Here is a 20,127-nt window from a genome sequence, read left to right as displayed (position 1 = left end):
CCCCTCAGTCGTCGCTCTGCGCGGATTCCGACGTCGTGGCGGGGGCGACGGCGCCGGGGTCGACGGTGTCGTCGGACCCGATCGACACCCACCCCGCGCCGATGTCGTCGGCGTGATGACGCCTGGCCTTGCGTGCGACCTTGCGGTCGGCGGCGCCGATGCGGTCGGGACGGTCGAGACGGACGTCGGTGCCGCGTCCCTGGATGGGGACGTCCTCACCGCTGGGCACCTGGGGCTCCCAGTCGAACGTGACGGCACCGATGGTGACCGGGGCACCCGGTTGGGCGCCTCGCTTCACCAACTCGGCCTCGACACCGAGCCGGTTCAACCGGTCGGCGAGGTAGCCGACGGCCTCGTCGTTGTCGAAGGCGGTCTGCTTGATCCATCGTTCGGGGCGCGTACCGCGGACGATGAAGCCACCGGGCTGGTTCGGGTCGGCGATCACGCTGAAGCCCGCCTCGTCGACGGCCTTCGGGCGCACGACCGCGCGACGCGGCACCGGCGGCGGGTTCTCCGTGCGGTGCCTGCGTACGAGGTCGGCGAGCGCATAGGTCAACTCGTTCAGTCCGGTCCGGCTCACCGCGGAGATCGCGTAGACCGGCCAACCGCGCTCCTCCAGCTCGGGACGGACCAGGTCGGCCAGGTCGGCGGCGTCGGGCACGTCGATCTTGTTGAGGATCACCGCGCGGGGGCGGGTCGCGAGATCCTCCAGCCCGTGATCGGAGCTCAGCGCGGGGGTGTACGCGGCGAGTTCGGCCTCGAGGGCGTCGATGTCCGACAGCGGGTCCCGACCCGGTTCGAGGGTCGCGCAGTCCACGACGTGCGCCAGCACGGCGCATCGCTCGAGGTGGCGGAGGAACTCGAGGCCGAGGCCCTTGCCTGCCGACGCGCCGGGGATGAGTCCGGGGACGTCGGCGATGGTGAACACCTCCGCGCCCGCGGTGACGACACCGAGGTTGGGGGCGAGGGTGGTGAACGGGTAGTCGGCGATCTTCGGCTTCGCGGCCGAGAGCACCGACACCAGCGACGACTTGCCCGCCGACGGAAAGCCGACGAGCCCGACGTCGGCGACCGACTTCAGTTCCAGGACGAGTTCGTTGATCTCGCCCTCCTCGCCCAGCAGCGCGAAGCCGGGTGCGCGGCGCGCACGGGAGGCGAGGGCGGCGTTGCCGAGTCCTCCGCGTCCACCGGCGGCCGCGGCGAAGGTGGTGCCGGCACCGACGAGGTCGGCGAGGATCGTGCCGTCACCGTCGAGGACCACGGTGCCGTCGGGGACGGGCAACACGAGGTCGTCGCCGTGGGCGCCGTCCCGGTTCGATCCGGCGCCGGGACGCCCGTTGCCCGCCTTCGCATGCGGGCGGAAGTGGAAGTCGAGAAGGGTGTGCACCTGGGGATCGACGACGAGGGTCACGTTGCCGCCGTTTCCGCCGTTACCGCCGTCGGGACCACCGAGGGGCTTGAACTTCTCGCGATGCACCGACGAGCAGCCGTGACCGCCGTTGCCCGCCGTTGCGTGGATGGTCACGCGATCGACGAATCTCGACATGTGCGGGCCTTTCTCGGTGCTCAGGGTGTTCGGTTCGCCGGGTCGGCGGGGGTGGAGAAGAAGGATGCAAACGCCACGAGGGGCGGGCCGGGTTCACGATCACCCTGGCCCGCCCCTCGTGGAGCGTGAAGCGTTGTCCGGTCAGAACGCCGCGCGTCAGGCCTGCGCGGCGGCCGGGACGATGTTGATGGTCTTGCGACCACGCTTGGCGCCGAACTCCACCGCACCCGCCGAGAGGGCGAACAGGGTGTCGTCGCCGCCGCGGCCGACGTTCACGCCGGGGTGGAAGTGGGTGCCGCGCTGACGGACGAGGATCTCGCCTGCGCTGACCTGCTGGCCGCCGAAACGCTTCACGCCGAGGCGCTGGGCATTGGAGTCACGACCGTTGCGCGAGCTGGACGCGCCTTTCTTGTGTGCCATGTCTGTGGATCCCTTCTAGCAGTCGCGTCGCGTTACTTGATACCGGTGACTTTGAGGACCGTCAGCTTCTGACGGTGCCCCTGGCGCTTGTGGTAGCCGGTCTTGTTCTTGAACTTGTGGATCCGGATCTTGGGGCCCTTGACGTGCTCGACGACCTCGCCGGTCACCGAGGCCTTGGCGAGCGCGGCGGCGTCGGTGGTCAGCGTCGAACCGTCCACCACGAGGGTGACCGGGAGCGAGACCGTCGCGCCGACGGCGCCGTCGATCTTCTCGACCTTCACGAGGTCGCCTTCAGCGACCTTGTACTGCTTACCGCCGGTCTTGACGATCGCGTACGTTGCCATCGAAGCACTACCTCTTACTGTCTGTTGTCCGGGCGCCCGCGGTTGCGCGGGCGCTGTTGGCGTCTGTCTGTCGTGCGGGTGTCACGGTCGCACCGCGTGGGATCCGACGATGCCTTCGGTGAGCTCGGTCGCCGTCTGTCGTGGAACGTTCTCCGCGCAGGGGCGTCACGCTGGTTTCGGACACAGCGTCACCATGCTCGCCCTGAGGCGACCGTCCAAGGTTACGGGAGCGCCGTCGGCCGGGTCAAACCGCGACCCGCCCACCTCGTATCACTCCTCGACCGGCGGTCCCGCGGGGCGACCGGCGGCTCGTCGCCGCGGGCGGGTTCGCACCGCCACGGTCGGTTCCTCCGAGCTCGCGGCGGTGATCGTCGTGACCGGGGTGGTCGTGGTGACCGTCGCGGCCAGGGTCTCCGCGGTCCCGGCGACGGCCTCGCCGCCGCCGGTGGGTGCCGCGGCGGGACGACGGGCAGCCCGACGGCGCCGCTTGGGCGCCGCGGTCTCGGGTGCGTCGGTCTCGGGCGCTGCGGTCTCCGGTGCTGCGGCGTCGGGTGCGATCTCGACGTCGTCGGCGACCTCCGGGGAGGCGTCGACCTCCGCGGGTCCGGTCACCTCGACGACGGCGACCTCGGCGTCGGTCGCCGTCTCGACGACCACCTCGACCTCGGTGGCCGGACCACTCGTGTCGGCCGCGGTGCCCGTTGCCGGAGTCTCGTGGCCCGCGGTCTCGTGGCCCGAGTCGTCGGCGGGCTCGTCGCCGTGGGAGGCCATGGCCCGGAACATCGGGTGTTCGGAGGGATTGTGCGCGGGCTTCGACTCGGTCGACGCCTCCGACTTGCGCTTGCCGCCACGACGGGACCGCTTCGACCCCTCCTGACGGGGCGCCTCGTCCCCCGACTGCACCTCCACCGGATCGGCGTGCACCACGATGCCACGACCGTTACAGCAGGTGCAGGTCGACGAGAACGCCTCCAGCAGACCGGTTCCCAGTCGCTTACGGGTCATCTGGACCAGACCCAGCGACGTCACCTCGGACACCTGGTGCCGGGTGCGGTCACGGGAGAGTGCCTCGGTCAGTCGACGCAACACCAGGTCGCGATTCGACTCGAGCACCATGTCGATGAAGTCGACGATGATCATGCCGCCGATGTCGCGCAGACGCATCTGCCGCACGATCTCCTCGGCGGCCTCGAGGTTGTTGCGGGTGACCGTCTCCTCGAGGTTGCCGCCCGACCCGGTGAACTTGCCGGTGTTGACGTCGACCACGGTCATGGCCTCGGTGTGCTCGATGATCAGCGTGCCGCCCGAGGGCAGCCACACCTTGCGCTCGAGGGCTTTGGCGAGCTGCTCGTCGATGCGGTGCACCACGAACGCGTCCGGCGCGTCGGCGTGGGCCTTCTCGAAACGTTCGAGCCGTTCCATGAGGTCGGGTGCCACCGCCTCGACGTACCCGTGCACCTGATCCCAGGCCGAGTTGCCGTCGACGATGAGGCTCGTGAAGTCCTCGTTGAACAGGTCGCGCACGACCTTGACGAGGAGGTCGGGCTCCTCGTAGAGCGCCTGCGGTGCCGACCCCTTCGAGCCGTTCTTGCCGCCCTTGCCCCCGTTGCCACCGCCGGCCTCGGCGGTGACCTTCTCGATCTGCGCCCACTGGTTCTTGAGGCGATCGATGTCTGCGGCGAGTTCCTCGGCGCTGACACCCTCCGACGCGGTGCGGATGATGACACCCGCATCCGAGGGGATGAGCTTCGACAGGATCGACTTCAGACGCTTGCGTTCGGTGTCGGGCAGCTTGCGGCTGATCCCGGTCGACGAACCACCGGGCACGTACACGAGGTAGCGGCCGGCGAGGGAGATCTGCGTGGTCAGACGCGCTCCCTTGTGGCCCACGGGGTCCTTGCTGACCTGCACGACGACCGGGTCGCCGGGCTTGAGCGCCTGCTCGATCTTGCGGCTGCCGCCGTCGAGACCGGCGGCGTCCCAGTTGACCTCGCCCGCGTAGAGCACGCCGTTGCGGCCGCGGCCGATGTCGACGAACGCGGCCTCCATGCCGGGGAGCACGTTCTGGACGCGGCCCAGGAAGATGTTGCCGACCATCGACGACGAGGTCGATGTGGTCACGAAGTGTTCGACGAGTACGCCGTCCTCGAGGACCGCGACCTGCGTGTAGTCCTCGGTGGCGGTGGTCTCACCGGTGTCGTCGTTGAGCCGGGTGTTGGCCGAACGCTCGCGCACCACCATCACGCGGTCGACCGCCTCGCGCCGGGCGAGGAATTCGCTCTCGGTGAGGATCGGCGGTCGTCGACGACCGGCGTCGCGGCCGTCGCGGCGACGCTGACGCTTCGCCTCGAGTCGGGTCGACCCGGAGATGCCCTGTACCTCGTCGCGGTCGCGGCTGCGTGACTTGTTGCGCGGCTCCCGCTCGTGGACGACGGTGTTCGGCGGATCGTCGTTGGTCGGCGCGTCGGGGCTGTCCCCGTCGCCGGCTCCGCCCTTACGACGACGACGGCGGCGCCGACGACGGGTGCCCGACCCCGAGTCGTCGTCGGAGTCGTCCCCGTCGCTGTCGGAGTCGTCGTCGGAGTTCGACGGCGAGCTGTCCGAGCTCTCGTTCTCGGGAGCGTTCGTGGTGTCGCCACCCGCACTCTTGCCGCCCGATCGACGGGCGTTGCGCGACCGTCCCGATCCGCGGGGTCCGGTGGTCTCTGTGGCGTCGTCGTCGGCGTCGGCGGCATCGCCGGAGTCGTCGCCGACCGCATCGCCCTCGTCCGTACGTCCGGACGTCGAGTCGTCGGACCCGCTCGTCGCGTCGCCGTTCTCGGCGTCCCTGTTCTGGTCGGCCCTGTTCTGATCGTCCATGTTCTGATCATCCTTGGACTCGTCGTCCCCGGACTGATCGTCACTGTTCTTTTCGTCGCCACTCTGGTCACCGCGACCGCGACCGCGACCGCGACCGCGGCGTCCACGACGCCGACGACGGTTGGCACCGCCCTCGCCGTCGTTGTCGGAGCGGTCGTCGGATCCGGTCGGGTCGCCGGCGGTGGTATCGGCCTCGGCATCGGTCGAGGAGGTCACGGCCTCGGTTGCAGGGGTCTCGCGCGGCGAGGTGTCGGCGCCGACCTTCTCGGACGGATCGTCGGTGGCCTGGGCGGCCGGACGCTCGGCGCGACGCGCCCGAGCGGGACGCTCCGGGGCCTGCGGCTGCAGGAACAGCGGGGTCTGCGCCGCCTCGGACGCGGGCTCGGTCGCCGGGGCGTCGGCGGACGACGCTGCCGGCTCCGCGGTCGCGGCCGCGGAGAACAGCGAGGGGGTCTGCTCGAAGGCCGAGGGCGCGGCCTTCTCGGTAGCGGGGGCGTCGACGGTCGGCGTGTCGCCGTCCGTCGACTCGGCGACGGATTCGGCGTCGGGCGCTGCCGCCCGGTCGCGCACCTGCACCGCCGCGCTGCGGTCGATGCTGGACTGCGGGCTGCGGGCCGCGACGCCGAGTTCGGCGAGGAAGGCGAGCACCTCACGGCTGGTGATCCCGAGGATCCTGGCCAGTGCGTGCACTCTCATCTTGTGCGGGAACTCCTGCGCCGAGTTCGATTCACTGCTCTGATCCTCGGGCGCGCCATTGTCGGCCACGTGCTCTCCTAACCCCCGGGCGCATCGTCGTGACGCGGCCTCGCGAGGGTGTGCTCTGTGTATCGGACCGCGGACGATCCGAATTCTCTATGGTCTCGCGTCGCAGGACGTCGGTTGTGCCGTGTCGCTGCCACGCCTTGGCGGTGATGGCCATCCCGGTGTCCGTACGGTCCACACCGCGATGCGTCGTTGTGATCGACGCCGTCGCGTTGTTGTGATCAACGCCTGTAGCGGGGACCGAGGAATCGGCTGGTCATCGTGTCGTCACCGAACTGTGTCGAGGACAACTCCACGAGTATCCCACACCGGCACGCCGCGGCCCCTCAGCGGATCGCGCAACCGAGCCATCGCGACCAGCGGACACACCGTTCGAGAGGCGCCGCACCGACCGGGGACATGAGTCGGCCCGCCGGGTCTGCGAGGCGGTGCTCGCAGGGCGGCGGGCCGAGGGGACGGTCGGTCAGATCAGGACAGGCCGGGGAACCAGAGGGCGATCTCGCGTTCGGCGGACTCGGGCGAATCCGATCCGTGCACCAGGTTGTTCTGGGTCTCGAGGGCGAAGTCGCCACGGATCGTGCCGGGAACGGCCTTCTCCACCGGATCGGTGCCACCGGCGAGCTGCCGGAAGGCCGCGATGGCACGAGGACCCTCCACCACCGCAGCCACGAGGGGCCCCGAGGTGATGAACTCGAGCAGCGACGGGAAGAAGGGCTTCTCCGCATGTTCTGCGTAGTGGCCCCGCGCCACCTCGTCGCTGACGGTGGTGAGCTGCAAGGCGACCAGCGACAGGCCCTTGCGTTCGATTCTGCTGATGATCTCGCCGACCACTGCCCGGGCTACGCCGTCGGGCTTGATCAGGACCAGTGTCCGTTCAGTCACGCTCGACAGCGTAGCGAGGTGCTCAGTCGCAGAACTCGCCCGCCACCGGGAAGAAGCCGTAGTTGAAGAGATTGCCGTCGGTCGCCCGGGGGTTCACGACGACCTGCACACAGCCGCCCCGGGAGGTGAGGGCCTCGGCGACGGTCGCCTCGAAGCGGTCGGCGAGCGCGAGGTTCGCCGCACGGTACTGCTCGGGCACGGGGATCGAGGCCACGAAGCCGGCGAGGTCGATCGAGGCGGCACGGACGGTCAGGGCATGGGTGGCGACGTATCCGAACTCCGACGGGGAGACCGGGACCGGCGGGCCGGGCGGCACGACCACCTGCGTCGACGCGCCCGGCGCCTGGGACGTACCGGCCGGGGGCACGTCGGCGCCGGCGGGTGCGACCACCGTCAGACACAGGCCGGCGAACACACCGGCGATGACGGCCGGGAACAGGATGCGGGGACGGGGCATGACGTGGCGGGCCTTTCGTCGGGGACTGTCGGTGAGATCGGTGAAAGGGGGATCTGTCGGTGTCGGCCTCCTTCGGCGCCACCTCACACGGGCATGGTGTCAGTCGTCCCGAGCCACGTCTCGGCGACGACGCCGATCAACAGGTCACGAATCGGACACGCCGCCGGGACCGTCGTCGACGATGGGCTCCTGACCGGGCAATTGTCCCCTCGCCACGCGTTTCTCGACGTCGCGCTTGATGTAGGCGATGTAGACCCACACCAACCCGAAGACGATGCCGACGGCGCAGATCGACCAGTGGAACACCACGCCGGCGATCAGCAGCACCTGCAGCGCGAGATCGAAGGTGAGCGCCCACGACCGTCCCTGCAGGCCGGCGCCGAGGAACATGGCGACGGTCAGCACCACGAGGTAGGTGGTCGAGGCGACGGTCAGTCCCCCGCCGACCTTCGCCACGATCGGCAGCGCGAGGACGACCACGATCCCCTCCAGCACGAGGGTCCCCGCCATCACTCCGCGCAGTCCGCGCCACGGATCGTTGACCGGCGGGGTGAAGCGGGTCTCGCTCACGCGGGATCCTTTCCGAAGAGGGTGCGGGCCGCACCCGCGGTCACCACCGAACCGGTGATCACCACGCCCGCGCCGGACAGGTGGTCGAGGTCCTCGCCGACGTCCTCGGCCGCGGCGATCGCCGCCTCCACCGCATCGGGCAGGAACGGGTGGACCGCCACGCGATCCTCGCCGAAGATCGGCAGCGCGAGATCGGCGAGCACCTCGGCCTCCATCGATCGCGGCGACCCGCTGTGGGTGGTGATGATCGAGTCGACCACCGGTTCGAGGGCGGTGAGGAGGCCGACGGCGTCCTTGTCGGCCATCACGCCGACCACGGCGACGAGCCGTCGGAAGTCGAACTCCTCGGCGAGGCTGCGGGCCAGGGCCGCAGCGCCATGCGGGTTGTGGGCGGCGTCGAGGAACACCGACGGCGCCGAGCGCACCCGCTCGAGCCGCCCCGGCGTCGTCACCGCGGCGAAACCGGCTCGCACGGCGTCGATGTCGAGTTGACGGTCGGCCCCGGCGCCGAAGAACGCCTCGACGGCCGCCAGCGCGATCGCCGCGTTCGAGGCCTGGTGCCCACCGTGGACGGGCAGGAAGATCTCCGAGTACACCCCGCCGAGGCCCTGCAGTTCGAGCAGTTGCCCACCGACGGCGGTGCGGCGTTCGAGCACACGGAACTCCGATCCCTCACGCGCGACGAGGGTCTCGGTCTCCACCGTCCGGGCCAGCAGCACCTTCTCGGCCTCGGGATCCTGCACGGCGATCACGGTGACCGGGTCGACGGGCACGAGGTCGTCGGCGGCGGCCTTGATGATCCCCGCCTTCTCCCCCGCGATCGCCGCGATCGTGTCACCGAGGTAGTCGGCGTGATCCATGGCGATGGGCGTGATGACCGCGACCGACGGCTCGATGACGTTGGTGGCGTCCCAGGTCCCGCCCATGCCGGTCTCGACGACCGCGACGTCGACGGGCGCCTCGGCGAACACGGCGTACGCCATCGCCGTGAGCACCTCGAACTTGCTCATCCGCGGGCCGCCCTGGGCCTCCGACGAGTCGTCGACCATGGTGATGAACGGTTCGAGTTCGCGATACGCGTCGATGTACCGGCGCGGCGAGATCGGTTGTCCGTCCACCGAGATGCGCTCGGTCGCGAGCTGCAGGTGCGGACTGGTGATACGACCGGTGCGACGGTGCAGGGCGGTCAGCAGGGCGTCGATCATGCGGGTCACCGACGTCTTGCCGTTGGTCCCGGCGATGTGGATCGAGGCGTATCCGCGCTGCGGTGACCCCAAGAGGTCCATCAGTGCGGTCATCCGGGTGAGCGACGGCTCGATCTTCGTCTCCGGCCACCGCCCGTCGAGTTCGGTCTCGACGTCGGCGAACTCGGCGAGGTCCTCGGGTGTCGGGGTCTCGTCGGCGGACCCCGTCGGGCTCGACCCGCCGGCGTCGGTCGTGCTCACGCGCCACCGAGCGACGCGAGCTTGGCGCCGATCCGCTCGACCTCTTCGGTGGCGATCCGCTGACGCAGCCGGATCTTCTCCACCACCGGATCGGGCGCCTTGGCGAGGAACTGCTCGTTCGACAGCTTCGCCGCGGTCTGCGTCAGCTCTTTCTCGGCGGCCGCGAGATCTTTTGCCAGTCGGCGCTTCTCGGCCTCGACGTCGATCGCCTCGGAGGTGTCGAGATCGACGGTGACGGTCATGGTCGACAACCGCACCTCGAGGGTCGCGGTGGCGGTGAACTCCGGGCCCGGCACGGTGAGCCTGGCCAGGGAGTCGGCGTAGGGCCGCAGGTGCCCGATACCCGCCGCGTCGATGCCGTCGAGACGGGTCGGGACCCGCTTGTTGTCGGGGATGCCCTGATCGCCGCGGAAGCGACGGATCTCGGTGATCAGGTGCTGCAGGTCGGCGACGCGGGTCGCCGCGTCGGCGTCCCGGGTGGCCCCGCCGGCGGTGGGCCACGGCGCGGTGACCACCGTCGGTTCACCGGTGAGGGTCGTCCACAGGGTCTCGGTGACGAACGGCATCACCGGGTGCAGCATCTTCAGGATCGAGTCGAGCACGGTGCCGAGAACGAGGCCGGTCGTCCGCACACGATCGTCGTCGACGTGACCGTCGGCGTCGGCGTACACCTGCACCTTCGACAGCTCGACGTACCAGTCGCAGAACTCGTCGCGCGCAAAGTGATACAGCGATTCACACGCGCGGGCGAACTCGTAGGACTCGAAGCCCGAGTCCGCGTCGGCGAGCACCTCGTCGAGGCGGTCGAGGATCCAGCGGTCGGCGTCGGTGAGCGTCGCGCGGTCGGGCAGGGTGCCCAGGGTGGCGCCGTTCATCAGGGCGAAACGGGTCGCGTTGAACAGCTTCGTGGTGAAGTTGCGCGACGCCTCGGCGTGCCGCTCGCCCACCGACAGGTCACCGCCGGGCGTGGCTCCGCGGGCCAGGGTGAATCGCATCGCGTCGGCCCCGAAACGGTCGACCCAGTCGAGCGGGTCGATGCCGTTGCCCTTCGACTTCGACATCTTCTTGCCGTGTTCGTCGCGAACGAGCCCGTGCAGGAACAGATGTCGGAACGGGACCGGCGCGTCCTGATCGAGGGTCGCGCCGACGTAGGTGCCGAACATCATCATCCGGGCGACCCAGAAGAACAGGATGTCGTAGCCGGTGACCAGCACGCTGGTCGGGTAGAACGCGCGCAGGTCGGCAGTGTCGTCCGGCCAACCCAGCGTCGAGAACGGCCACAGACCCGAGGAGAACCACGTGTCGAGCACGTCGGGGTCCTGGACGTATCCCGCCGGCGGCTCCTCGCCGGGCGCGGTGCACACGACCTCACCGTCGGGCCCGTAGAAGATCGGGATGCGGTGGCCCCACCACAGTTGCCGCGAGATGCACCAGTCGTGCATGTCGTCGACCCACCCGAACCAGCGCGGCTCCATCGACGCCGGATGGATCTGTGTGGCGCCGCTGCGCACGGCGTCGCCGGCGGCCTTCGCCAGGGTCTCCACCCGCACCCACCACTGCATGCTCAGCCGCGGCTCGATCGGTTCGCCGCTGCGCTCGGAGTGCCCGACGCTGTGCAGGTAGGGGCGGACCTCCTTGACGATCCTGCCCTCGGCGGCCAGCGCCTCACGCACGGCGACGCGCGCGTCGAACCGGTCGAGACCGTCGAATCGTGTTCCGGTGTCGGCGATGTGACCGGAGGTGTCCATGATCGTCGGCATGGGCAACCCGTGGCGTTGCCCGAGCGCGAAGTCGTTGGGGTCGTGGGCGGGGGTGATCTTCACCGCGCCGGTGCCGAACTCGGGGTCGACGTAGTCGTCGGCGACCACCGGGATCGAGCGATCGAGGAACGGGTGCGGCAGCTCGGTGCCGACGAGGTGTGCGTAGCGCTCGTCGTCGGGGTGCACCGCGATCGCGGTGTCGCCGAGCATGGTCTCCAGTCGCGTCGTGGCCACCACCAGGTGGGGCTGCGTGTCGTCCATCGACCCGTAGCGGAAGCTCACCAGCTCGCCCTCGACGTCGTCGTAGGACACCTCGATGTCGCTGATGGCGGTCTGCAGCACCGGCGACCAGTTGACCAGTCGCTCGGCGCGATAGATGAGTCCGTCGTCGAACATCCGCTTGAACACGGTGTGCACGGCGCGCGAGAGGCCCTCGTCCATCGTGAAACGCTCACGCGACCAGTCGACGCCATCTCCGAGACGGCGCATCTGCGCGCCGATGTCCCCGCTGATCTCGGCCTTGGCCTGCCACACGCGGTCGATGAACGCCTCACGCCCGAGGTCGGAACGGGTGGTGCCCTCGGCGGCCAACCGCTTCTCGACCATGGCCTGCATGGCGATCGCGGCGTGGTCCATGCCGGGCAGCCACAGCACCTCGAAACCCTGCATCCGACGGCGTCGGGTGAGAGCGTCCATCAGGACGTGTTCGAAGGCGTGGCCCATGTGCAGGGACCCGTTGACGTTCGGCGGGGGGATGACGATCGAGAAGGTCGGCTTGCCGCTCGCCGGGTCGGCCGTGAAGAGGCCGTCGTCGATCCATCGCTGATAGATCGACGACTCGTGGGCGGCGGGTTCCCAGGACTTGGGCAGCCTCTCGGCAGGGGTGGGCGCGTCTGGGAGTTCGGTCACCCCTCGATTCTAGTGACGCCCCACCTACGGGATGCTCACGCCTGCCGTGTCGGCGGTGATCCCGCTCCCCGCGTGGCGCAGCCGGTGCAGGTCCTCGGGCGCGTTGACGTTGGTGAGCCAGGCGACATCGCTGACCGCGACGCGGTTGGCGACGATGGCGTCGAGCGCGGCGAGCATGCGTCGTTCACCGGTCGCGGCCAGGTCGCGGATACGTCCGGCGCATGCCGTCCGATACAATCCGGCGAAGGGATGGACCCGCTGGGAGTCGACGGCGATCGCCGCGTCGTCGCCCTCGCGCAGGCCCAGGAGCAGCTCGTCGACGATCGCCACCTCGATGAGAGGCATGTCCGTGGCGCACACGAAGGCGATCTCACATCCCGCGGCGGCGGCGTCGGCCAGTCCGGCGGCCAGGGCACCGAGAGGTCCGGCGCCGGCCTGCTCGTCGGTGACCCAGTGCGCCTCGGGACCGCCGGAGCCCTTGAGCGTCTTGTACGCGGGCGACGACGCCGCGGCGACGACCGACACCGGCGAGCACCGGGTGCCCACCTCGGCGACGATCCGGGCGAGCATCGGCTGGCCCTCCCAGTCGAGACCGGCCTTGTCCGAGCCCATCCGTCGCGACGCTCCACCGGCCAACACCACACCCGCCACATCGATCATCGGCCCAGTATCGCGTGACGCACCCCGTACTCGGGGCCACTATGGAGGAATGACTTCCATCGAATCCGATCCCACCGGCGCAGTACAGGCGACCGAGACCGACGTCGACGAGCCGACGACCACACGGGTCGGACACCGCAAGTCCTACGCCGCGGGGGTGCCCGCGGTGGCGGTGTCGATGCAGCGGGGCCTCACCCAGATGGGTCCGCTGCGCACCGCGCGCACACTGCTCGAGCTCAACCAACGCGACGGGTTCGACTGCCCGGGATGCGCGTGGCCGGAGAAGCCGGGCGGACGCAAGCACGCCGAGTTCTGCGAGAACGGCGCGAAGGCGGTGGCCGAGGAGGCGACCCGTCGTACCGTGACCCCGGAGTTCTTCGCTGCGCACAGCGTCGAGGCGCTGCGCGACCGGACCGAGTACTGGCTCTCGCAGCAGGGCCGGTTGACCCATCCGATGGTGTTGCGCGAAGGCGACACCCACTACCGCCCGATCGACTGGGACGACGCCTACGCCCTCATCGCCGACGAACTCGCCGCCCAGTCCTCCCCCGACGAGTCGGTGTTCTACACGTCGGGTCGCACCAGCAACGAGGCCGCGTTCACCTACCAGCTGCTCGCCCGCAGCCTCGGCACCAACAACCTGCCCGACTGCTCCAACATGTGCCACGAGTCGTCGGGCCATGCCCTGTCGACCACCATCGGCATCGGCAAGGGATCGGTGTCGGTGCTCGACGTCGAGAACGCCGACCTCATCGTCATCGCCGGACAGAACCCGGGCACCAACCATCCCCGGATGCTCTCGATCCTCGATGCGGCCAAGCGCAAGGGCGCGACGATCGTCGCGGTCAACCCACTGCCCGAGGCCGGGTTGATGCGGTTCAAGGACCCTCAGCGCGTCAACGGTGTCGTCGGTTCCGGCACCACCATGGCCGACGAGTTCCTCCAGATCCGGCTCGGCGGCGACATGGCGCTGTTCCGCGGTCTCGCGACACTGCTCCACCGTGCCGAGAAGGCCGCTCCGGGAACGGTGTTCGACACCGAGTTCCTCGACACCTATTGCGAGGGCGTCGACGACTACGTCGCCACGCTCGCCGACACCGACATGGACGAGATCGTCGCGGCGACCGGGCTGTCGCTGCGGCAGATCGAGGAGTTCGCCGACCGGTGGGCGTCGTCGGACCGGATCATCGTCTGCTGGGCGATGGGGTTGACCCAACACGCGCACGCCGTCGCCACCATCGAGGAGGTCACGAACACGCTCCTGCTGCGCGGCATGATCGGCAAGCCCGGCGCCGGTGTCTGCCCGGTGCGCGGACACTCGAACGTGCAGGGCGACCGGACCATGGGGATCTGGGAGCAGATGGACGAGGCCTTCCTCGCCGCGGTCGATGCCGAGTTCGGAATCACCAGCCCGCGCGAACACGGCTGGGACGTCGTCGATTCGATCCGCGCCATGCGTGACGGCAAGGTGTCGATGTTCATGTCGATGGGTGGCAACTTCGTCTCGGCCACACCCGACACCGAGGTCACCCGCGCGGCCCTGGGGCGGTGTCGACTGACCGTGCAGGTGAGCACCAAGCTCAACGCGTCGCATCTCGCCACCGGATCGACCGCGCTCATCCTGCCGACGCTGGGCCGCACCGACCGCGACATGCGGGCCGGCCACAAGCAGAAGGTCACCGTCGAGGACTCGATGGGATCGGTGCATCTGTCGCGCGGATCGCTGCGACCGGCGAGCGAGGAGCTCCGCAGCGAGGTGGCCATCATCTGCCAGCTCGCCGAGAAGGTGCTCGGTAGCGGCCATCCCGTCGACTGGTCGGCGATGGCCGACGACTACGACGTGATCCGTGACCACGTCGCGAACGTGGTGCCGGGGTTCACCGACTTCAACACCCGGGTCCGCCAACCCGACGGGTTCCTGCTGCCCCACCCGCCGCGTGACGACCGCGAGTTCCCCACCGACAGCGGCAAAGCCGTGCTGACGGTGAACCCGCTGCAGTGGCTCCCCACCCCTGCCGGACGACTGATCCTGCAGACGATGCGCAGCCACGACCAGTACAACACCACGATCTACGGTCACGACGACCGCTACCGGGGGATCAAGGGCAACCGTCGCGTGGTGCTCGTCAACGGCGACGATCTGACCGAACTCGGTCTGCGCGACGGGCAGTCGGTGTCGATCGTCTCGGAGTTCGCGACCGACAGCGGTGTCGAGGAACGCCGCATCGACGGGTTCACCGTGGTCGCGTACTCGACCCCGCGTGGCAACGCCGCCGCCTACTACCCCGAGACGAACCCCCTCGTCCCCCTCGATCACGTGGCCGTGAAGTCGAACACGCCGGTGTCGAAGGGGATCACGGTGCGTCTGATCGCCGCCTGATGGGTCGCGTCACCACCCGGGTACCGGTCCGTCGGATCCGCGGGGAACTCGACGCCACCCGACCGGACACGCTGGCCGTCGAGGAGCCCCTCGAGATCCGCGTCGGCGGTCGGGCGTTGACGGTCACGATGCGCACACCCGGCGCCGACATCGACCTCGTGCACGGATTCCTGTTGTCGGAGGGGCTGATCGGATCGGTCGATGACATCGCCACCATTCGCTACTGCGACGGCGTGGACGACGCCGGTGCGAACACCTACAACGTGATCGACGTGACCCCGGCCGACGGCGTGTCGATCGCGCCGCGACCGCGGGCGTTCGTGTCGAACTCGGCGTGCGGGGTGTGCGGATCGTCGGCCATCGACGACATCCGCGCCACCTCACGGTTCGACCTCTCCACCGACGACTCGTCGATCGGCGTCGAGGCGCTCGGTGCGTTACCCGACCGGCTGCGGTCGGCGCAGGCCACCTTCACCGCGACCGGCGGTACGCACGCCGCCGCACTCTTCGACACCGACGGGACGCTGCTGGTGGTCCGCGAGGACGTCGGGCGCCACAACGCTCTCGACAAGGCCGTCGGGTGGGCTCTGCGGGAAGGACGGATCCCGTTGCGCCACACCGTGGCGATGATGTCGAGCCGGGTGTCGTTCGAGCTCGTGCAGAAGTCGGTGATGGCGGGGATCCCGATCATCGCGGCGGTGTCGGCGCCGTCGTCGCTCGCCGCCCACCTCGGCGCCGAGCTCGATCTCACCGTCGTCGGCTTCCTGCGGGGCGCGTCGATGAACGTCTACTCCGCCCCACAGCGCATCATCGGGGCCTGAGCGACCGTCCACGACCCGATCACATCGGGTCGTGGGGCGCGATCTCGACGTCACCGAGGACGTCGGGCAGGTCGACGGTCTCGCCCCGCACGTGCTGGGCGAGGAAGGCCAGCACCACCCGATACCAGATGATCGCGTTCTGCGGCTTGAGGATCCAGTGATTCTCGTCGGGGAAGTACAGGAACCGGTGGACTGTCGTCCCGTCGTCGGCAGCGGGGAGTCCCGATTCGGAGAGCAGCTCGTACCAGAGCCGCAGCGATTCGCCGACCGGGACGCGATAGTCCTTGTCGCCGTGGATGACGAGCATCGGGGTCACGATGTCGGCGACGTAGAGGTGGGGCGAGTTCTCGACCGCCATCTCCGGCGACATCTCGCGCGACCAGTAGTCGGCGCCGTCGGTGGTCGGCCCGAACTGGTCGAGCGCCCAGAGGCTCGCGTGGGTGACCACGGCCCGGAACCGGTCGGTGTGCCCGGCGATCCAGTTCGCCATGTACCCGCCGAACGATCCGCCCATGAGCGCCGTTCGCTCGGACGCGATGCGGGGGTCGGCCTCGGCGGCGTCGGTCACCGCCATGAGGTCGGTGTAGGGCTCGAAGCCCCAACTCCCCCACCCGCGCTGGATGAAGTTCTGCCCGTATCCCGTCGAGAGGGCAGGGTCGGGCAGCACCACCGCGTAGCCCGCCGCGACGGCGATCCACGGGTTCCACCGCCAGGACCACGCGTTCCACGACGCCAGCGGTCCCCCGTGCACCCACAGCAGCAGCGGAACCCGCGCCTGCTCGCTCGCACCGTGCGGCAGCGCGAGCCACGCCCGCAGGGGTGTGCCGTCGATGGTCTGGGTGCGCAGCTCCTCCAAGGTGCCGGGCAGTGCCGGGAGTTCGGCGGGCCCGGGCAGCGGGGTGACCGCACCGTCGGCGATGTCGATGCGCACCACGTGCGACGGCTCGGCGGGCGAGCTGCGCAGCGCGAACAGCGTCGTGCCGTCGGGGTGTACGCACACATCGCTGTAGCAGTGGTCGGTGGATGTCACCGCGCGCACGGGTTCGCGGTCCTCGCGCCCGGTCGCGTCGATCACGAACACCTGCCCCCGGCCGTCGTCGTCGGCGGTGACGATCAGGGCCGTTCCGTCCGCCGACCACGACACCGAGGTGGGCCATCGATCCCAGTTCGCGGCCGGCTCGGTGACCGCGCCCGTGGCGAGGTCGATGATGCCGACCGTCACCATCGGCGCGGTGGTGGGGGTGGTCACCGACTCCGACACGAACGCGACCCGCGTACCGTCCGGCGAGATCGTCGGAGCGAAGAAGTCGGCGTCGGGATCGGCACGCAGCGTCACCGGCTCGGTCGGTGTGTCGGCACGAAGATCGATGCGCACCAGGGCGGTTCGCGTCGCCGCCTGGGGTGCGCCGGTCCGCCAGGTGGTGACGGCGACGTCGCCGTCGGGTGCGATCGCCACATGTGCATCACGTAGCGCCGCGCCCGGTCGCGTGACGACGGGATCGAGCCGGCCGTCGTGCGCGACGTCGAACAGGTGCGGTCGCCCGGGCCCGAGGTCGGCGTCCCAGTGACGTACCGGGTAGCGATCGTGCAGTATCGCCGAGGTGGTCGTCGTCTGCCGGCGCTCGCGGACGTCGGCGTCGGTGTCCGGTGTGCGCGAGAGCACGTCGGCCAGGACGAGCACCCGGTCGCTCGCGGTCGCGGTCACGATCGAGGCGACGCCGCCCGGGCGCAGTGCGACCCGCTCGGCCTCGCCGACCGCCGGCAGGCGCCAGAGGGCGGCCTGCGGGTCTGCATCAGGATCCTGCGCGGACTTCCGGATGAACCACAGGGAGCCGGAGCCATCAAAGGTGGGTGCGGTGGCGCTGTCGGCGCCCTGGGTGAGGCGGTGGGCAGCTCCGTCACCGGCGGGGTCGATCTCCCACAGGGCGGAGACGTACTTCGTGGAGGCGTCGTCGAGGGTGGCGACGGTGGTGACGAGCCGATGGCCGTCGGGCGACATCGCCAGGCCGCTCACGCGCGGCAGGGCGATGTAGTGATCGAGATCGGCGAAGTCTGATTTCTCGGCGTGCGTCACGCCGCGAGACTACGCGGTCTTGTCACGCCGTTCGTCGCGACGCGGCTTGCGCGGGACGATGGTCGGCAACACGTTGTCGCGCACCGTCTCTCCGGTGACGACCACCTTGGCGACGTCGTCGCGGCTGGGGATGTCGTACATCACCGGGAGCAGGACCTCTTCCATGATGGCGCGCAGACCGCGAGCGCCGGTGCCCCGATGGATGGCCTGGTCGGCCACGGCCTCGAGGGCGTCAGGGGTGAACTCGAGCTCGACGCCGTCCATGTCGAACAGGCGGACGTACTGCTTCACCAGCGCGTTCTTGGGGGTCGAGAGGATGGAGACCAACGACTCCTTGTCGAGGTTGGTCACCGATGCCACCACCGGCAGGCGGCCGATGAACTCGGGGATGAGACCGAACTTGATGAGGTCTTCGGGCATGACCTCGGCGAACGCGTCGGTCATCTCGTCGTCGTTCTTCTTCGCGACCTCGGTGCCGAAACCGATGCCGCGCTTGCCGATTCGATCGGACACGATGCGCTCGAGGCCCGCGAACGCGCCGGCCACGATGAAGAGCACGTTCGTGGTGTCGATCTGGATGAATTCCTGGTGCGGATGCTTGCGGCCGCCCTGCGGGGGAACCGAGGCCTGGGTGCCCTCGAGGATCTTCAGCAGGGCCTGCTGCACGCCCTCGCCGCTGACGTCGCGGGTGATGGACGGGTTCTCGCTCTTGCGGGCGATCTTGTCGACCTCGTCGATGTAGATGATGCCGGTCTCGGCCCGCTTCACGTCGTAGTCGGCGGCCTGGATCAGCTTCAGCAGGATGTTCTCGACGTCCTCACCGACGTAGCCGGCCTCGGTGAGCGCGGTCGCGTCGGCGATGGCGAACGGCACGTTGAGCATCTTCGCCAGGGTCTGCGCGAGATAGGTCTTGCCGCAGCCGGTGGGGCCGAGCATGAGGATGTTCGACTTCGCCAGCTCGACGGCCTCGCCGCCGCGCGAGTCCTTGCGATCGCCGGCCTGGATGCGCTTGTAGTGGTTGTAGACGGCCACCGCCAGGGTCCGCTTCGCGGTGTCCTGGCCGATGACGTAGTTCTCGAGGAAGTCGCGGATCTCCGAGGGCTTGGGCAGCTCGTCGAGCTTGACGTCGCTCGACTCGGCGAGCTCCTCCTCGATGATCTCGTTGCACAGGTCGATGCACTCGTCGCAGATGTACACGCCGGGGCCCGCGATGAGCTTCTTGACCTGCTTCTGGCTCTTTCCGCAGAACGAGCACTTCAGCAGATCGCCACCGTCTCCGATTCGCGCCATCGTGTGCTGTACCTCTTCCTTGTGCACCGGCGCGATGGGCATCGCGTCGGGCGAACCGACCTGGCGTCAGTATGAACGACCGTACCCGCGGGCCGACCGAACTTCGACCGATAAACACTTTTGTCATGACCGCGTCGGCAGGGGCCGACACGGGTGGGGAACACGAGTTCTCAGTGGTCCCAGGCGTACAGGATCACCCCTCGGTGACCACGCCGGGCGCAACCGCTGCGCACCCGGCGTGTCGCCCGAGAGCTGTGCACGTCAGCTACGGCGTGCGGACTTCTTGCGGTACTCGAAGACCTCGTCGATGATCCCGTACTCCTTGGCCTGCGCCGCGGTGAGGATGTTGTCGCGGTCGGTGTCGCGGCGGATCTTGTCGGGGTCCTGGCTTGTGTGACCGGACAGGATCTCGTCGAGGAGGCGGCGGATGCGCTCGATCTCGGCGGCCTGAATCTCGAGGTCGGACACCTGGCCCTGGTAGGAACCGCCGGTGCGCGGTTGGTGGATGAGCACCGTGGCGTTGGGCAGTGCGGCGCGCTTGCCGGGGGTACCCGCGGCGAGCAGGACCGCCGCGGCCGAGGCGGCCTCGCCGAGGCAGACCGTCACGATGTCGCAGTGGACGTACTGCATGGTGTCGTAGATCGCCAGCATCGCGGGCACGCTGCCGCCGGGCGAGTTGATGTACATGGTGATGTCCCGGTCGGGATCCTGGGACTCGAGCACCAGCAGCTGCGCCATGATGTCGTTCGACACGGTCTCGTCGATCGGGGTGCCGAGGAAGACGATGCGCTCCTCGAACAACTTGGCGTACGGGTTGTACTCCCGCATCCCGTTGGGGGTGTGCTCGATGAACGAGGGCAGGATGTAGCGACTCTGGAGTCCGGCGGCGGCCACGCCTGCGGGACTGGGGGTGGATCCGAACACGTTGCTCATGGTTTCTCCGAGGTT

15 protein-coding genes are annotated in these 20,127 nt (G+C 69.4%); 2 read left to right on the top strand and 13 right to left on the bottom strand.

Features of this window, described 5'->3' with window-relative positions; translation table 11 throughout:
* Positions 1-4: 4 nt before the first annotated feature.
* From obgE to mobA, 10 genes are all read right to left on the bottom strand, one after another.
* Entirely contained in the window at positions 5-1,546 is a 1,542-nt protein-coding gene (gene obgE, locus OG579_RS00495) for a GTPase ObgE (RefSeq protein WP_328857706.1), read from the bottom strand.
* Positions 1,547-1,702: 156 nt separating this feature from the next.
* Positions 1,703-1,966: a 50S ribosomal protein L27 gene (gene rpmA, locus OG579_RS00490; RefSeq protein WP_055789151.1), complete on the bottom strand. Its 264-nt coding sequence runs from the start codon at positions 1,964-1,966 to the stop codon at positions 1,703-1,705.
* 32 nt (positions 1,967-1,998) lie between these two features.
* Positions 1,999-2,310, bottom strand: a complete 312-nt coding sequence (gene rplU / locus OG579_RS00485) for a 50S ribosomal protein L21 (protein ID WP_045822393.1) — start codon at positions 2,308-2,310, stop codon at positions 1,999-2,001.
* A gap of 270 nt (positions 2,311-2,580) precedes the next feature.
* Positions 2,581-5,934, bottom strand: coding sequence for a translation initiation factor IF-2 N-terminal domain-containing protein (locus tag OG579_RS00480; protein ID WP_328857705.1), 3,354 nt, complete (start codon positions 5,932-5,934; stop codon positions 2,581-2,583).
* A 465-nt stretch (positions 5,935-6,399) separates the two neighbouring features.
* Positions 6,400-6,813 carry a nucleoside-diphosphate kinase gene (ndk, locus tag OG579_RS00475; RefSeq protein ID WP_045822391.1) on the bottom strand — a complete coding sequence of 138 codons (414 nt, stop codon included), beginning with the start codon at positions 6,811-6,813 and terminating at the stop codon, positions 6,400-6,402.
* A gap of 22 nt (positions 6,814-6,835) precedes the next feature.
* Positions 6,836-7,270: a hypothetical protein gene (locus OG579_RS00470; protein WP_328857704.1), complete on the bottom strand. Its 435-nt coding sequence runs from the start codon at positions 7,268-7,270 to the stop codon at positions 6,836-6,838.
* Between the two features lie 144 nt (positions 7,271-7,414).
* The gene (locus OG579_RS00465; protein ID WP_045822444.1) at positions 7,415-7,780 is read right to left on the bottom strand and encodes a DUF4233 domain-containing protein; all 366 of its coding nucleotides are present in this window, start codon (positions 7,778-7,780) and stop codon (positions 7,415-7,417) included.
* 56 nt (positions 7,781-7,836) lie between these two features.
* On the bottom strand, positions 7,837-9,285 hold the full coding sequence (gene folC / locus OG579_RS00460) for a bifunctional tetrahydrofolate synthase/dihydrofolate synthase (RefSeq protein WP_328857703.1): 1,449 nt from the start codon (positions 9,283-9,285) through the stop codon (positions 7,837-7,839).
* Positions 9,282-11,954 (bottom strand): valine--tRNA ligase, encoded by a 2,673-nt coding sequence (locus OG579_RS00455; protein WP_328857702.1) that lies wholly within the window; start codon positions 11,952-11,954, stop codon positions 9,282-9,284. Before OG579_RS00455 ends, folC begins: the two co-directional genes overlap by 4 nt.
* Before the next feature lie 24 nt (positions 11,955-11,978).
* On the bottom strand, positions 11,979-12,614 hold the full coding sequence (gene mobA, locus OG579_RS00450; RefSeq protein WP_328857701.1) for a molybdenum cofactor guanylyltransferase: 636 nt from the start codon (positions 12,612-12,614) through the stop codon (positions 11,979-11,981).
* 49 nt (positions 12,615-12,663) lie between these two features.
* Here mobA and OG579_RS00445 point away from each other — a divergent pair, with 49 nt between their 5' ends.
* Together OG579_RS00445 and fdhD are read left to right on the top strand one after the other, a co-directional pair.
* Positions 12,664-14,994, top strand: coding sequence for an FdhF/YdeP family oxidoreductase (locus OG579_RS00445; RefSeq protein WP_328857700.1), 2,331 nt, complete (start codon positions 12,664-12,666; stop codon positions 14,992-14,994).
* Complete coding sequence (fdhD, locus tag OG579_RS00440; protein WP_328857699.1) at positions 14,994-15,815, top strand: formate dehydrogenase accessory sulfurtransferase FdhD; 822 nt, start codon at positions 14,994-14,996, stop codon at positions 15,813-15,815. Before OG579_RS00445 ends, fdhD begins: the two co-directional genes overlap by 1 nt.
* A 19-nt stretch (positions 15,816-15,834) precedes the next feature.
* On the opposite strand, the gene OG579_RS00435 is transcribed toward fdhD, so the two are convergent.
* The 3 genes from OG579_RS00435 to OG579_RS00425 all read right to left on the bottom strand — a co-directional run bounded on the left by OG579_RS00435 (position 15,835) and on the right by OG579_RS00425 (position 20,112).
* Complete coding sequence (locus tag OG579_RS00435; protein ID WP_328859102.1) at positions 15,835-17,814, bottom strand: S9 family peptidase; 1,980 nt, start codon at positions 17,812-17,814, stop codon at positions 15,835-15,837.
* An 84-nt stretch (positions 17,815-17,898) separates the two neighbouring features.
* Positions 17,899-19,179 carry an ATP-dependent Clp protease ATP-binding subunit ClpX gene (clpX, locus tag OG579_RS00430; protein WP_055789597.1) on the bottom strand — a complete coding sequence of 427 codons (1,281 nt, stop codon included), beginning with the start codon at positions 19,177-19,179 and terminating at the stop codon, positions 17,899-17,901.
* Positions 19,180-19,440: 261 nt separating this feature from the next.
* Positions 19,441-20,112 carry an ATP-dependent Clp protease proteolytic subunit gene (locus OG579_RS00425; RefSeq protein ID WP_045822383.1) on the bottom strand — a complete coding sequence of 224 codons (672 nt, stop codon included), beginning with the start codon at positions 20,110-20,112 and terminating at the stop codon, positions 19,441-19,443.
* Positions 20,113-20,127 lie beyond the last annotated feature (15 nt).

Source organism: Williamsia herbipolensis (assembly GCF_036153515.1).
Taxonomy (GTDB): domain Bacteria; phylum Actinomycetota; class Actinomycetes; order Mycobacteriales; family Mycobacteriaceae; genus Williamsia_A; species Williamsia_A herbipolensis.
This window is presented reverse-complemented; position numbering and strand designations above follow the sequence as displayed.